11 protein-coding genes and 1 pseudogene are annotated in these 14,726 nt (G+C 72.4%); 4 read left to right on the plus strand and 8 right to left on the minus strand.

Going from position 1 to position 14,726, the window contains the following annotated elements:
• Window positions 1–233: 233 nt before the first annotated feature.
• A complete protein-coding gene (locus V5P93_RS26590) occupies window positions 234–1,322 on the minus strand; it encodes a zinc-binding dehydrogenase (RefSeq protein ID WP_104483445.1) in 1,089 nt (362 codons plus the stop codon).
• 10 nt (window positions 1,323–1,332) lie between these two features.
• Window positions 1,333–2,484: an acyl-CoA dehydrogenase family protein gene (locus tag V5P93_RS26595; protein WP_104483446.1), complete on the minus strand. Its 1,152-nt coding sequence runs from the start codon at window positions 2,482–2,484 to the stop codon at window positions 1,333–1,335.
• 98 nt (window positions 2,485–2,582) lie between these two features.
• Between V5P93_RS26595 and V5P93_RS26600 the strand changes: the two genes are divergently transcribed.
• Window positions 2,583–3,221 carry a TetR/AcrR family transcriptional regulator gene (locus tag V5P93_RS26600; RefSeq protein WP_104483447.1) on the plus strand — a complete coding sequence of 213 codons (639 nt, stop codon included), beginning with the start codon at window positions 2,583–2,585 and terminating at the stop codon, window positions 3,219–3,221.
• An 853-nt stretch (window positions 3,222–4,074) separates the two neighbouring features.
• Here V5P93_RS26600 and V5P93_RS26605 read toward each other — a convergent pair.
• Window positions 4,075–4,947, minus strand: a pseudogene (locus V5P93_RS26605) (LysR family transcriptional regulator ArgP).
• 70 nt (window positions 4,948–5,017) lie between these two features.
• On the opposite strand from V5P93_RS26605, the gene V5P93_RS26610 reads away from it, so the two are divergent.
• Window positions 5,018–5,638 carry a LysE/ArgO family amino acid transporter gene (locus tag V5P93_RS26610; RefSeq protein ID WP_104483449.1) on the plus strand — a complete coding sequence of 207 codons (621 nt, stop codon included), beginning with the start codon at window positions 5,018–5,020 and terminating at the stop codon, window positions 5,636–5,638.
• Window position 5,639: 1 nt separating this feature from the next.
• On the opposite strand, the gene V5P93_RS26615 is transcribed toward V5P93_RS26610, so the two are convergent.
• The 4 genes from V5P93_RS26615 to V5P93_RS26630 form a co-directional block, all read right to left on the minus strand.
• Entirely contained in the window at window positions 5,640–6,245 is a 606-nt protein-coding gene (locus tag V5P93_RS26615) for an ATP/GTP-binding protein (protein ID WP_181043953.1), read from the minus strand.
• Window positions 6,226–6,783, minus strand: a complete 558-nt coding sequence (locus V5P93_RS26620; protein WP_245931795.1) for a DUF742 domain-containing protein — start codon at window positions 6,781–6,783, stop codon at window positions 6,226–6,228. The genes V5P93_RS26615 and V5P93_RS26620 overlap by 20 nt, the downstream gene beginning before the upstream one ends.
• A gap of 7 nt (window positions 6,784–6,790) precedes the next feature.
• Entirely contained in the window at window positions 6,791–7,231 is a 441-nt protein-coding gene (locus V5P93_RS26625) for a roadblock/LC7 domain-containing protein (protein ID WP_104483450.1), read from the minus strand.
• A 69-nt stretch (window positions 7,232–7,300) separates the two neighbouring features.
• Complete coding sequence (locus V5P93_RS26630; protein ID WP_104483451.1) at window positions 7,301–10,498, minus strand: nitrate- and nitrite sensing domain-containing protein; 3,198 nt, start codon at window positions 10,496–10,498, stop codon at window positions 7,301–7,303.
• Between the two features lie 893 nt (window positions 10,499–11,391).
• On the opposite strand from V5P93_RS26630, the gene V5P93_RS26635 reads away from it, so the two are divergent.
• Window positions 11,392–11,796, plus strand: a complete 405-nt coding sequence (locus V5P93_RS26635; RefSeq protein WP_104483452.1) for a DUF485 domain-containing protein — start codon at window positions 11,392–11,394, stop codon at window positions 11,794–11,796.
• A complete protein-coding gene (locus tag V5P93_RS26640) occupies window positions 11,793–13,406 on the plus strand; it encodes a cation acetate symporter (protein WP_104483453.1) in 1,614 nt (537 codons plus the stop codon). The genes V5P93_RS26635 and V5P93_RS26640 overlap by 4 nt, the downstream gene beginning before the upstream one ends.
• Window position 13,407: 1 nt before the next feature.
• Here V5P93_RS26640 and V5P93_RS26645 read toward each other — a convergent pair whose 3' ends face one another.
• Window positions 13,408–14,661 carry an MFS transporter gene (locus tag V5P93_RS26645; protein WP_245931796.1) on the minus strand — a complete coding sequence of 418 codons (1,254 nt, stop codon included), beginning with the start codon at window positions 14,659–14,661 and terminating at the stop codon, window positions 13,408–13,410.
• Window positions 14,662–14,726 lie beyond the last annotated feature (65 nt).

A 14,726-nucleotide genomic window follows, 5' to 3' on the forward strand; every position in this document is an offset into this window, starting at 1 on the left:
GCTACCGCCAGCGTGTGGCAACAGCCCAACTCGGGCGTCTGTGATCTCCCCGTCCTTGACGTGCGGTTATCCACAGGGCTAGTGGGCGGTTCACGACGATTGTCGGTGGTTCGGCGTAGAGTCGGCGCTACCAGGACATGGTGTGGCGAACGGGCTTCGGGCCCAGGTCGCCTCTTGCGGCTACCCCTCGAATCGCGTGGGTGGCGACCCCGTGGCGCGGTTCGCGGCGGGCGCTACGGGCGCAGCAGGGTTCGGGCGCCGTGGGAGCGGGGCAGGTCGGCCAGGGTCGCGTCGAGGCCGTCGAGCGTGGTCTCGGCGGTGATCAGCGAGGCCAGGTCGAGCGCGCCGTCGCGGGCCAGGGCCAGCAGTCGCGGGACGTCGACGGCCGGGTCGGTCGAGCCGAAGAGGCAGCCCTTGAGGGTGCGGCCGGTCCAGTACAGCTCGAAGGCGTTGAACTCGACGGTGGCCTCGGGTGAGCCGACACCCACGACGACCACCTGCCCACCGCGGCGGGTGGCGGACCAGGACGTCCGGATCGTGGTGGGGGTGCCCACGCACTCGAAGGTGACGTCGGCACCGCGACCGCCGGTCAGCGCGCGGATGGCCTTGGGCGTGGTGTCGTCCGAACGGACGAAGTGCGTCGCCCCGTGGCGGCAGGCCAGGGATTCCTTCTCGGGGTGGAGGTCCACCGCGATGATGGGGTCCGCCCCTGCGACGCGCGCGGCCTGGAGGACGGACAGGCCGACCCCGCCGAGGCCGACCACCGCGACCGACTGCCCCGCGCGGACGGCGGCCGTGGTGTGCACGGCGCCCGCGCCGGTCAGGACCGCGCAGCCCAGGACGGCCGCCTGGGTGAGCGGTACCTCGGGCGGGAGCTTGAGCGCGCCCCGGGCCGGGACGATCGTCTCCTCCGCGAAGGCACCCGTGCCCAGGCCCGGGTAGACGGGTGTGCCGTCGAGCAGCGTCGCGTGCGGTACGGCCGCGGCGTCGGCCGCGTGCGCGCACAGGTAGGGCTCGCCCGCCTGGCAGAACCAGCAGGTGCCGCAGGCGGGCGCCCAGTCGAGGAGGACGTGGTCGCCGGGGGCCACGTGGCGCACGCCCGGTCCGACGGACACCACGACGCCCGCGCCCTCGTGCCCCAGCACGGCGGGCACGGGTTGGCGCAGCGTGCCGTTGGCCAGGGAGAGGTCCGAGTGGCACACGCCCGCGGCCACGACCCGGACGCGGACCTGGTCCGGTCCGGGGTCGGGCAGCAGGATCTCGGTGACCTCCAGCGGTTCGCCCCGCTCCCGCAGCACCGCGGCCCTGACCGTGTCGCTCACGCGGGTCAGGCTAGGCGAAGGCGTTGATGCCGGTGAGGGCGCGTCCGATGAGGAGTTTCTGGATCTGGCTGGTGCCCTCGTAGAGGGTCATGACGCGGGCGTCGCGGAGGTACTTGGCCACCGGGTACTCGTCGAGGTAGCCGTAGCCGCCGAAGACCTGGATGGCGAGGTTGGCGGCGCTGACCGCGTTCTCGCTGGCGTACAGCTTCGCCATCGAGGCCGCGGTGCCGAACGGGAGGCCGCGGTCGACGAGGTCGGCGGTGCGCCACACCAGGAGGCGGGCGGCGTCGGTGTTGACCGCCATGTCCGCGAGCATCTCCTGCACGAGTTGGTAGCTCGCGATCGGTTTGCCGAACTGGTGGCGTTCCTTGGCGTACCGGACGCTGGTCTCCAGCGCGCCCTTGGCCAGGCCGACGCACCCGGCGGCGACGGACATGCGGCCCTTGTCCAGCGCGGACATCGCGACGCGGAAGCCGGTGCCCTCCTCCCCCAGCCGCGCGTCGGCGGGCACGCGCACGCCGTCGAGCACGAGTTCGCCGGTGGACTGGCCGCGCAGGCCGAGTTTCCCCTTGATCTCGCGGTGTTCGAAGCCGGGCGCGTCGGTGGGGACGAGGAACGCGCTGATGCCCTTGCGGCCGGGGCCGCCGGTGCGGGCGAAGACGAGGGCGATGTCGGCCCAGGTGCCGTTGGTGATGAACATCTTGGTGCCGGTCAGCAGGTAGTCGTCGCCGTCGCGGACGGCGCGGGTGGCGAGGTTGGCCGCGTCGGAGCCGGTGTCGGGTTCGGTGAGGCCGAAGCAGGCCAGGGACTCGCCGGAGCTGATCCGGGGCAGCCAGTGCCGTTTCTGCGCCTCGGTGCCGTGCGCGGCGATCGACTTGCCGACCAGGCCGAGCGACACCGACACGATGCCGCGGATGGCGGAATCGCCGCGGCCGAGTTCCTCCATCATCAGGCAGTAGGCGAGGTGGTCGCCGCCGGAGCCGCCGTACTCCTCGGGCAGGGTCATGCCGAGGAACCCGACGGCACCGAGCTTGCCGACGATGCCCCGGTCGACCTGTTCGCGCCGGTCCCACTCGGCGGCGTTGGGCACGACCTCGCGGTCGATGAAGTCCCGGGCGAGGTCCCACAGGGCCTGCTGCTCACCGCTGAGGGCCAGATCCATGCGCGGCTCCCGTCTAACCGAACAGTGTTAGGTTATGCGCAGGATAGGAGCCTGAGCCGGGTACCGGCAACCGCCGGGAGTGATCGTGGAGGCACCCGTTGCCGCGCCCGCGCACCCCACTGCTCGACCGGGCGCGGATCCGCGCGACCGCCCTCGACGTCATCGACCGCGACGGCTTGGCTGGCTTGTCGATGCGCAGGCTGGCCGCGGAGCTGGGGGTGCGGGCGCCGTCGCTGTACTCGCACTACCGCACCAAGGACGACCTGCTCAACGACCTCGCCGACGACATCATGCGCGCGGTGGACGTCTCGGCGTTCGCGGTGGACTGGGTCACCGGGCTGCGCGCCTGGGCCCGGTCGTACCGCGCTGCCTTGGCGGCCCACCCCAACCTGGTCCCGGTCGTCGCCGCGGGGCCCGCCCGCCGCGACGCCGCCCTGGCCCGCGCCGACACCGTCCACGGCGCCCTGGTCGCCGCGGGCTGGCCGCCCCGCCAGGCGACCATGATCGGGGCGTCGACCCGGTACCTCGTCCTGGGCGCCGCCATGGCCTCCTTCGCGCACGGCTTCGAGACCGACGCGCAGATCTACGCCGACCGCTACCCCCACCTCGACCAAGCGCACCGCTTGCGCGACCACGCCGCCGAAATCGACGCGGACAGCTTCACCCTGGCCCTGGACTCCTTCCTCCACGGCCTCCGAGCCCTCCACACCGACCTGACCCGAACCCCACCCGCCTAACCCGGGCGACCCATCTCCCCCGCCGAGCCGAACCCCCACCCTGGCCCACTTCCCCACGCTCACGAGAGCTGGCACAAGGGGAACTCCGGCCTCGGGGCATCCAGCAACGGTGTCGACCAGCAACGCATCCGCCCCATGGGGGCTCCACCCGCGGCTGGGTTTCGGCGAAGTCGTTGTCGGGCAACATGCAGGTGCCGTCGACCAGCGACAACGGGCCACTACCGCCCGGCGTTCAGGTCTGCACGGCTCCGACCGAACCCCGACCACCGGACTGCGGGCGCGCTGCTCACCGAGCAGGCGACAGCGCTCCCGGACCTGGTGGCCGTTGACGGCCCGAGGCCGGTGCGGCGACCGTAGGTCGAGAGTCCAGCGGAAGGTCGAGAGTCCAGCAGGTGACCGCCGAGCAGGACGCGCGCCTGCCACGAGGCCGGCCGGGCCGGGTGTCGGCCCCGGAGCCGGGCGGTGGCCACCTCCGGTTCCGGCACGCCCGCCGAGCTCGCGTGTCACCTCGTCCAGGCAGGCACGCCCGGGCCGCGGGCCGGGCTGCTTGGCCCTCCCGGTCGACAGCTCCCAGCGAAGCCCGGCAGTGCCTTCGTCCGGCCGCCGACAACATCGCGCCTCCGGCCGCGCACCAGCCACTCAGCCCTGGATCAGCACCAGCCACCGAATACCGACGCGCCACGAACGTCAGCATCCGCGTTCACCACGCCACGATCACCTGTCCTGGGCAGCCGACCGTGGAGTCGAGAACCGCTATCGCGGAGTCTACTCGGGATCACCACGGGAAGCGGAGCCCTTTCCCTGGGGTTGTGGACAAGTCGAGAGCATGGGGACAACTCCTCAACCGAAGGAACTAGGCGGAAGGACGCAGCGGCAAGGGTTCCAGGGCTTGGCGGGCGAGGGTGACCACCGCGTCGGCCAGCGCCGATAGGAGTGGGGAGTCGAGTTTTCACTGCTGCCAGTACAAAGGGACGTCGATGGGCTCGCCCAGTGCGACCAGGGCGCCGGTTCGCAGGCGTGGGTCGGCGTGTTGGGCGGGGACCAGGCCCCAGCCCAGGCCGGCGGTCACGGCGGCGGCGAAGGCTTCCGAGGCGGGGACGTGGTGGCGGAACCGGCTGGCGCCCAGGGCATCCGTGGTGTCGCGGACGTAGCGGTCCTGCATCTCGTCCCGCCGGTCGAAGACCACGACGGGTGCCTCCGCCAGTCGACCTCGCCAGTGCGCGGCGAAGGTGGGTTCGGCGGCGGGCGTGTACCGCATGGCGCCGAGCGGGCGGACCGAGCATCCGGCGACCGGTTCCGGGGAGGCGGTGACCGCCGCCATGACCAGGCCCTCGCGCAGGAGGTCGGTGGTGTGGCTCTCGTCTTCGCGGTGGAGTTCGAAGTAGACGTCGGGGACCTGGGTCAGGGCGGGGAGGAACCAGGTGGCCAGGGAGTCGGCGTTGACCGCGATCGGGAGGCGGGCCGGTTCGGCGACGCCCAGTTCCGCGCGCACGTCGCGTTCCAGGTGCGCCACCTGGCGGGCGAAGCGGACCACGAGCCGCCCGGAGTCGGTGAGTTGGACGGGTTTCGTGCGCAGCAGCAGGACCCGGCCGGTGCGCTGTTCCAGGACCTTGATCCGCTGGCTGATCGCCGACGGTGTCACGTGCAGTGCCGCAGCCGCCGCGTCGAAGGTGCCCTCGTCGACGACGGCGAGGAGGGTGCGGACGTGGTCGAGGGGCAGGTCCATCACAAGCGCTAATGATACGTAAAAATCTTTAGCTGTACGCCGCCGGGCGTCGGCTCCTAGCGTGGCGGTCATGACGCTGTTGGCGGCCCTGGCCGGGTTCGGAACGTCGCTCTCGCTCATCGTCGCCATCGGCGCGCAGAACGCCTTCGTCCTGCGGCAAGGCATCCTGCGGGAAGCCGTGGGGCCCGTAGTGGCGGTCTGCGCGATCAGCGACTTGGTGCTCATCACCCTCGGGGTGGCGGGCATGGGTGCCGCCGTCACCGCGGCTCCCGTGACGCTCACCGTCGTCAGCGTCGTCGGCGGGGTTTTCCTGCTGGGCTACGGATTCCTGGCCGCCCGCCGTGCGGTCAACCCACGGGGCATGGCGCTCACCGCGGGGAAGGTCGGGTCGGCGCGGCGGGCGGTTGTCACCTGCCTGGCCCTGACGTGGCTCAACCCGCACGTCTACCTGGACACCGTGCTGCTGCTCGGCGCGAGCGCCGCGGCCCGCGAGTCGGGGCGGTGGGCGTTCGGGGTCGGTGCGGCGCTGGCCAGCGTCTGCTGGTTCACCGCACTCGGGTTCGGCGCGCGGCTGCTCGGCGGCGTGTTCACCCGGCCGGTGGCGTGGCGGGTGCTCGACTCGGTCATCGCCGCCACCATGGTCGCCCTCGGCGCGGTGCTGCTCGTCGGGGCGGTGGGGACCGGGACCTGACCTAGCCGACGCCCGCGCCGTGCAGGGCGACCCAGCGGCGCATCGAGTACTCCACCATGGTGATCAGGGTGCTCTTGACCGACTGCCGGTCCCGCGCGTCGCACGGCACGATCGGCACCTCGGGCCCGATGGCCAGCGCGTCGCGCACCTGTTCCACGCCGTGGCCGAGGACGCCGTCGAAGCAGTTGAGGCCGATGACGTAGGGCAGTTCCCGCTCCTCGAAGAAGTCGATCGGCGAGAACGAGTCGGCCAGCCGCCGGGTGTCGGCCAGCACCACGGCGCCGATCGCGCCGCGCACCAGGTCGTCCCACATGAACCAGAACCGCTGCTGGCCGGGGGTGCCGAACAGGTACAGCACCAGGTCCTGCTCCAGCGTCACGCGGCCGAAGTCCATGGCGACGGTGGTGGTCGTCTTGTTCGGGGTGGCGGCGGTGTCGTCGATCCCGGCGCTGGCGCTGGTCATCACCGCCTCGGTGGTCAGCGGCATGATCTCCGACACCGAGCCGACGAAGGTGGTCTTGCCCGCACCGAACCCGCCCGCCACCACGATCTTGACCGAGGTCAGCCCGCCGCCCGGAGCGGCTTCGTCAAAGCCGGCGGAGTCCACTCAGTACCCTTTCCATCAGCACCAGGTGCGCGCGGTTGGCGCCCCCGGTCGCGGTCTTGTGCACGGCGACCAGACCCAGCTGGGCCATGTCGCCCAGCAGCACCTTGGCCACGCCCAGCGGCACGCCGAGCAGGGTGGCGACCTCCGCGACCGAGCGCGGGTCCTGGCAGAGCGCGCCGATGGCGCGGTGCTCGGACTCGGCGAACGCGGACGCGTCGGCGGCCCGGTCACTGGTGGACACCATGGTCTCCACGCGCAGCTCGAAGTTGGACCGGGTGCGGCCGCGGGTCCACGCGTACGGGCGGACGATGGCCGCGGCGTCGAGCAGGTCCGCTGGGTCGGCCGCGCCGGGCGCGGGGGCCTCGGCCGCCGGTTCCGGCGCGGTGGGCGCGGCCTGCTCGGTCGCGTCGCCCTCCGGCCAGTCCGGTTCGTGCCGCGGTTGGCCGCGGCGCCTGCGTTTGCGGCCCCCGCCGAGGGTGAGGCCGTTCATCACGTCGGCGATCGTCTGCTCTGGCTCGGCGTCCCAGTGCGCGCTCACGGAGTGCTCATGCTGGCTGCCCCACCATCCTCCCGGCGGCCCCTTGCAGGGCCGCGCGCAGTTCCGGTGTCAGGATCTGGCCCACCCGGTCCACCAGCAGCGTCATCTCATACGCCACTTGTCCGATGTCGCAGGTCGGGGCCGCGAGAATCGCTAAACACGACCCGTCGCTGATGGCCATCAGGAGCATGATGCCGCGCTCCATCTCGACCACGGTCTCCTTGACCGCGCCCGCCTCGAAGCAGCGGGCCGCGCCCTGGGTGAGGCTGACCAGCCCCGAGGCGACGGCGGCCAACTGGTCGGCGCGGTCGGGGGGCAGCCGGGACGACGAGGTGAGCAGCAGGCCGTCGGCGGAGACCACCACCGCGTGCGCCACCCCGGAGACCCGTTCCGCGAAGTCGTTGACCAGCCAGCCGAACTGGCCCGGCTTGGACTGCGTCGGTGTCATCGTGCTCCATTCCTGGTCTGAGTCGGTGTGCCGGTTCTGGACTCAGGTGACCTGTCGGTAGGTCGGGACTCAGGCATCGGGTTCACCGCCCGCCTCGGGCCCGCGCCGCGACAGGCTGTCGCGGCCGCGGCCGATGCCGCGTTGCAGGCTGCCCAGGCGGGAGCGCAGCGCGTCGGCGTCGCGTTCCACCGGGGCGGGTCGGGTCGGCGGGTTCGGTCCGGCGCCTGCGACGCTGCCGGGCAGCAGCCGCTCGCGCGGGGTGCGGCGGGGCAGGCCGCCGTCGTCGGGACGCTGGTGGCCGCCCGCCTGGCTGACCGCCTCGGCGGCCTGCCAGCCCGCGTCGGCGGCGAAGCGCCAGCGGGCGCCGCGCAGGTCGAGGCCGTTGCGGTCGGGTTCGCCGTGCGCGGGGCCCGCGTGGTGGGCGCCGCGGGCGCGGTGGATGCCGCGCTGGTAGTTCGACAGGCGGGCGCGCAGGTCGTCGGCGTCGCGGGCGGCGGGTGCGGGCGGGGGTGCCGCGGCGGCGCGGCGGCCGCGGGGTTCGACCTGGCCGGGTACCAGGTTGCGGCGGGGGGTGCGGCGGGGCAGGCCGGAGTTGGTGAAGTCCTCCGGTTCGGCCGCGGTGACCGCCTGCGCGGTGTGGAAGCCCTGGTCGGCGGCGAACTCCCAGTCGGGGACGCGGCGGGCGTCCTCGGCGGTGGAGTTCGGGTCGTCGGTGACGGCGCGGAACCAGGCGGAGACCATCTCGTCGAAGATCGGTGTGGTCTCGCGCAGCGATTCCGGTGACGGGGCGGGCGCGGGTTCCGCCTGCGGGACCTGGTGCACCAGGGTGGTGTCCCACCAGCCGGAGTCGTCGGCGGTGTTGGCGAACCCCTCGAAGTCGGGTTCGTCGGTGATCGGGGTGAACAGCGCCTGGGTCTGCTCGGCGGGCGCGGGCGGGATCGGTTCCTTGGTGGCGGCGCCGCGGGGGGCGCGGCGCGGCAGCGGCGGGGTGTCGCCGTCGGTCCCGGGGTCGCGCGGTTGCGGCAGGGTGCTGGGCAGTTCGGCGCCGTCGCCGCCGGGTACCCAGGTGGGTTCGGTGGTGGCCCGGTTGGCCAGGCGGCGGGCGAGGCCGTGCCCGTTGGCCCAGCCGTTCCCGTTGTGCCCGTTGTGCCCGTTGGTGTGGCCGTTGGTGTGGGCCCCGTTGGTTCCGTTGACCCCGTTGGTTCCGTTGTGGCCGTTGCCGTTGGTGCCCGCGTCGTGGGGTTCGCGGGACTCGGGCGGGGTCGACGGCAGTTCCACGACGTTGCCGGTGACCAGTTCCGACGGCACGGCGACGGTGGCGCGCAGCCCGGACTGGCGGCCCGCGCGGAGTCGCACCTGCACGCCGAGGCGGGCGGCGAGCCTGCCGACGACGAACAGCCCCATCCGGCGCGACACCGAGGCGTCGACGGTGCCGGAGTCGGCGAGCCGGGCGTTGGCGTCGGCGAGTTCGGTGTCGGACATGCCGATGCCGCGGTCGACGACCTCGATGCGCACGGATCCGCTCTCGCCGAGGTGGCTGGAGATGGTCACCTGGGTGGCGGGCGCGGAGAACGCAGTGGCGTTGTCGAGCAGTTCCGCGGTGAGGCGGACCAGGTCGCCGATGGCGTAGCCGACGACCAGCACGGCGGGCGGCGGTTGGATGACGACCCGCTGGTACTGCTCGATCTCCGAGACTGCCGCGCGCAGCAGGTCGGCCAGCGGCGCGGGCTGAGAGGCGCGGCGCACGGGGTCGCTGCCGGAGAGGACCATCAGGTTCTCGTTGTTGCGGCGCATCCGGGTGGCGAGGTGGTCGAGCTGGAACAGCGTGGCCAGCTGGTCGGCGTCCTCCTCGTCGCGTTCGAGCCGTTCGAGCAGTTGCAGCTGGCGCTGCACCAGGCCCTGGCTGCGGCGGGAGAGGTTGACGAAGACGTTGCTGTAGTTGGCCCGCAGCCCGGCCTGCTCGGTGGCCAGCTTGAGCGCTTGGGCGTGCACGGCGTCGAAGGCGCGGGCCACCTGGCCGACCTCGTCGTCGGGCAGCACGGCGACCGGTTCGACCACCGGTTCGGCGCCCGCGTCGGCGCCGTCGCGGATGCGGGCGACGGCGGCGGGCAGCCTGCTGGTGGCGACCTCGAGCGCGCCGCGGCGCAGCACGCTCAGCGACCGCAGCAGCTGCCGGGCGATCACGAACATCACCGCGGCCGCCGCGACCAGCGCCAGGATCAGCACGACGGAGGCGAGGCCTGCGGCGTCGCTGGCGTCGTCCTGCAGCGCGGCGGAGCGCTGCTTGATCTCGGTGCCGAGCATGGCGCTGACGTTGGTGATCCGCTCGGACACCGCCTCGGAGGCGGTGTTCCAGTCCACGGAGGTGATCGGCAGCGGCGCGTTCACCGAGGCGCTGCCGTCGGTGCCGTCGCCGACGGCGAGCCGCAGCAGCTCGATGCGGGTGCGCACGGGGGCGGCGTCGTGCAGCTCGTCGTAGCGGGCCCGCTGGGGGCCGGTGGCGATGGCCCGGAAGTCGGAGAGCCGCTCGTCGAGGCGGGACTGGGAGGCGCGCAGGCTGTCGAGGTCGGCGGCGTTGAGGCCGCCGCGGGCGATGCCGATGGCGACCAGGCCCTGCTGGTAGTAGACCTCCTCCTTCGCGGCCTCGAGGTCGTGCAGCGCGGCGGCGGTGCCCGCGAGGCCGGGGTCGGCGACCTCGCCGGTGGTGGCGCGGTCGAAGTCGAGCAGCGTGCGGATGACCTTGGTGTAGCCGGCCAGCGCGGTGCCGCTGTCGACGGAGCCCGCGTAGACGGGTTTGCGCAGCGCGGTCAGCGAGTCGAAGGCGGAGGTGACGTCGTGGTAGCGGGTGCGGGTGACGTCGGAGTCGAAGCTGGCGCGGCCGATGGCGCGCAGCAGTTCCTCGTGGGCGTAGTCGGCGGCCTGCTGTTCGCCCGCGAGTTGGGTGCCGACGTCGGCACCGCCCGCGGTGAGGGCGACGGCGGCCTTGGTGCGTTCGCGCTGCAGCCAGGTGAGGGCGGTGCGCAGGCTCTCGTTGACCGCGACGAGCTTGTCGACGCGCTCGTAGGACTCGGCGCGCTGGACCTGGCCACTGATCCTCAGCACGCCGAGGACGACCGCGAAGGCGACCGGGACGAGGATGACGGCGGCGAGCTTGACCGGGATGTTCCAGTCGCGCCAGCGGGTGACGCCGGACCACCGCGAGGCGTCGCCGGCTTCCCCACCGGCGGCGACCCGGTGCGACCGGGGCTGGGGCGGGCTCTGGCTCACGCGGGCGCCTCCGCGACGGTCTCGGACCTCGCGGGCCGCCGCAACGCCGGGGGCCGTCGGAATAACTGCCTCACCGAGCCGCTCTCCTTTCCGTCCTGCAACGGTCGGACACCTCGCGGGAAAACGCGAACCGGTCTTGATGAAGACGGTTCGGTTTATTCACCCACCGCCGATGTCCCTTTCGGACATCGGCGCCCACGGCGGAAACTTGAGGACAGATCGTACCCCGATCCGGCGATCATGAACCCATTCCCGGCAGTGCCGCGCTGACCTGGGAAAACGTGATCAACTGGCGAGCAGGCGCGGCGGTCGGGGCCGCCCCCGGCGGATCATGATCGAATTTCGGTCACGCTTCGCAGGGAAATCTCCGCCTTGATCGCTCGATCGGGTCATTCCCGGTTCGCGCTCGGGCACGCTCCGATCGAGACCGCCGCCACCTGCGCAAACGCTACGCGGTCCGAGATGGATCGTTGACTTAAGATGCTGACCGGCGACACTCCGGGACACGCCGAGACACCCGGATTCACCACTAGGTGTGAAAATCGCAAGACCGGGCAGTCGTGGTCCGATCGGTATCGTAGGGTAACCCACGCGCGGAATCGCCGATCGGTCATCGGCGGCGCGGAAACCAGCGACACGCACCGGCACAATCCGGGGAGTCACCGACAGGCACGCCCACCGGTTTGTTCGCACGCGTATTCCCGCGCGCGCGTGTCCATTGCGCGCGACGACCGCAGCGCGAGTCGGTGACGGTCGCACGCCTTTTGTCGGCGGTTATTCGCCCGCGCGCCGCCCCGCATTCCCCGTGATCCACCGACGGATTCACCGGCCGGGGCGTCCCGCGCCGTCCCCACCCCGCACGGCCCCACCCCAGGAGAGCTCGGAGGAACCGCATGACCCAGGTCGTCCCGCGCCGGGCCGCGACCCGAACGCGTCCGCAGTCGGCCACCTTCGGCGGCATCGACGACCCGTCCGGCGCCCCCGCGCCGGACGGCCCGGACTTCGCCGCCATCCACGACAGCCCCGAGTTCACCGCGCTGCGCAGGCGGTTCCGCCGGTTCGTCTTCCCGATGACCGGGCTGTTCCTGCTCTGGTACCTGGCCTACGTGCTGCTCGCCGCCTACGCCGCGGACCTGATGAGCACCCGGCTGGTCGGCTCGGTCAACCTGGGGCTGGTGCTCGGCCTGCTCCAGTTCGCCTCCACCATCACCATCACCGCGCTGTACGTGCGGTGGGCGCGCAAGCGCGTGGACCCCGGGGTCGCCGAGATCCGCGAGTCGGCGGGGGCGGGCCGATGACCGCGCCGACCGCGCTCGACGTGCTGGCCGACCCGGCCCGCGGCCAGGCGGGCGACCCGGTGCTCAACTCGGTCGTCTTCGGCGTCTTCGTGCTGATCACGCTCTACGTCGTCTACCGGGTCAGCTCCCGCAACAGCAGCACCGCCGACTACTACGCGGCGGGCGGCGGGTTCACCGGCGTGCAGAACGGCATCGCGCTCTCCGGCGACTTCCTGTCCGCGGCGTCGTTCCTGGGCATCGCGGGCGCCATCGCGATCCACGGCTACGACGGGTTCCTCTACTCCATCGGCTTCCTGGTGGCCTGGCTGGTCAACCTGCTGCTGATCGCCGAGCTGGTGCGCAACACCGGCCGGTTCACCATGGGCGACGTGCTGGCCTTCCGGATGCGGCAGCGCCCGGTGCGCGCCGCCGCGGCCACCTCGACGCTGGTGATCTCGCTGTTCTACATGCTGGCCCAGATGGCGGGCGCGGGCGCGGTGGTGGCGCTGCTGCTCGACGTGCACACCAAGGGCGGTCAGGCGGTGGTGATCGCCGTGGTGGGCCTGGTGATGATCTTCTACGTGCTGGTCGGCGGCATGAAGGGCACCACCTGGGTGCAGATGATCAAGGCCGTGGTGCTGCTGCTGTGCGTGGTGCTGATGACGGTGTTCCTGCTGGGCAAGTTCGGCTTCAGCTTCAGCGCGCTGCTGGACCAGGCCGCGGCCAACAACACCAAGGGCGAGAAGATCCTCGACCCGGGCGTGCAGTACGGGCGCACGCCGATCACGACGCTGGACTTCATCTCGCTGTCGCTGGCGCTGATCCTGGGTGCCGCGGGCCTGCCGCACGTGCTGATGCGCTTCTACACGGTCCCGGACGCCCGGCAGGCCCGCCGGTCGGTGGTGTGGGCGGTGGGCACCATGAGCGTGTTCTACGTCGCCACGCTGGTCATCGGCTACGGCGCGTCGGCGCTGGTCGGTTCGGAGCGGATCCTGGACTCCACGGGCAAGGAGAACTCGGCCGCGCCGCTGCTGGCCTTCGAGATCGGCGGCACGGTGCTGATGGGTGTGGTGGCCGCGGTGGCGTTCGCCACGATCCTGGCCGTGGTGGCGGGTCTGACGATCACCGCGTCGGCGTCGTTCGCGCACGACGTGTACGCCAACATCCTGCGCAAGGGCAAGGCGGACACCGCGCGCGAGGTGCGGGTGGCGCGGCTGACCGCGGTGGTGGTCGGGTTGTTGGCCATCGCGGGCGGGATCATGGCCAACGGCCAGAACGTGGCGTTCCTGGTGGCGCTGGCGTTCGCGTTCGCCGCGTCGGCGAACCTGTCGACGCTGCTGTACTCGCTGTTCTGGCGGCGGTTCAACACCAGCGGCACGCTGTGGGGCATGTACGGCGGTCTGGGTTCCTGCCTGCTGCTGGTGTTCTTCTCGCCGGTGGTGTCGGGCGCGCCGACGTCGATCGTGTCCGGTGTGGACTTCCACCTGTTCCCGCTGTCGAACCCGGGGATCATCTCGATCCCGGTGTCGTTCGTGTGCGGCTACCTGGGCACGGTGCTGAGCCGGGAGCAGGCCGACCCGGCGATGGCCAAGGAGATGGCGGTCCGGTCGTTGACCGGTATCGGCCGGTAGGTCACCGCAGTTCGAGCACGCGGCGCCGCAGCAGCGGCAGCACGCAGAGCACGAGGAGCGCGGGGACGGCGGTGCAGCCCAGCACGATCGCCGTCTTCGCGCTCTCGGGCTGGGTGGCGACGCCGCCGGACACGTAGCCGCCCAGGGACAGCGCCAGCCCGAACAGGCCGGGTCCCAGCGCCAGCCCGAGGGTCTCCCCCGCGGTCCAGACGCCCGAGAACAGCCCGGCGCGGGTCTCCCCGGTGCGGCGCTGCTCGGCGGAGATCACGTCGGGCAGCATCGCCATCGGGAACACCTGAAGGCCCGCGTAGCCGACGCCGGTCAGCGCGACCGACGCCATGAACACCGGGAACGGCGGCAGCACGACCCCCACGGCCAGCGCCGCGGCGAACACCACCGTGGCCACCTGGTGGCCGCGCCGCTTGCCCCAGCGCAGGCCGATCCGCTGCCACACGGGCATCACCAGCAGCGCGGGCCCGACGAAGGCGACGAACACCAGCGGCTGCGCGCCCGGGTCGTCGAGGGCGACCCGGGCCAGGTAGTCCACACCGGCCAGCAGCGTGCCGATGCCCATGGCCTGCACGACGAAAACCGCGAGCAGCACCCGGAACGGCTTGGACCGGCGCAGCAGCGCGACGACGTCGGCGAACCGCGCCCCCGCGGGTGTGACGCGCACAACAGGGGCCTTGCGGGTGCCGAAGTAGACGCCGAGCACGCCGACCACGATGAGGCCCGCCACAGCGACGCCCATCACCCGGTAGCCGCCGAGGGAGTCGCGGACCAGCGGCGCGCCCGCGCCGGAGACCAGGATGGCCACCGCGAGCAGCGCGATGCGCCAGGCCAGCAGCCGGGTGCGCTCGTCGTAGTCGTCGGTCAGCTCGGCGGCCATGGCCACGTACGGGACGTGGAAGAACGCCGCGGCGGTGGCGCAGCCCAGGAAGAGCACCGCGACCCAGGCGCCGTCGCCGACGGGGTTGCCGAAGACCGGTGGTAGGAACATCAACGCGAAGAGCACCGCGAGTGCCAGGCCACCGCGCAGCATGAGCGGCCTGCGCGGACCGAGCCGATGCGTTGCCCGGTCACTGATCCGACCGGCGACGGGGTTGAAAGCGACATCCCAGGCCTTCGGGAGCAGCACGAGCACGCCCGCGACGGCGGCCGGGACGGCCAGGTGGTCGGTGAGGAACGGCAGCAGGAGCAGGCCGGGGACGGTGCCGAACGCGCCCGTGGCAAGCGATCCGAACGCGTAGCCCACGCGAATCCCAGCAGCCACAGCGGCCCCATTCCCCCACTCGGAGTGCGCGCGGAGTGCCCGCTCCG

This window comes from Actinokineospora auranticolor, from assembly GCF_041897805.1.
Lineage (GTDB): Bacteria > Actinomycetota > Actinomycetes > Mycobacteriales > Pseudonocardiaceae > Actinokineospora > Actinokineospora auranticolor.

Coding starts and splice junctions, on each gene's coding strand:
- V5P93_RS26595 (WP_104483446.1), bottom strand. CDS start 2,484: ATGGATCTGGCCCTCAGCGGTGAGCAGCAGGCCCTGTGGGACCTCGCC.
- V5P93_RS26610 (WP_104483449.1), top strand. CDS start 5,018: ATGACGCTGTTGGCGGCCCTGGCCGGGTTCGGAACGTCGCTCTCGCTC.
- V5P93_RS26625 (WP_104483450.1), bottom strand. CDS start 7,231: ATGACACCGACGCAGTCCAAGCCGGGCCAGTTCGGCTGGCTGGTCAAC.
- V5P93_RS26635 (WP_104483452.1), top strand. CDS start 11,392: ATGACCCAGGTCGTCCCGCGCCGGGCCGCGACCCGAACGCGTCCGCAG.
- V5P93_RS26640 (WP_104483453.1), top strand. CDS start 11,793: ATGACCGCGCCGACCGCGCTCGACGTGCTGGCCGACCCGGCCCGCGGC.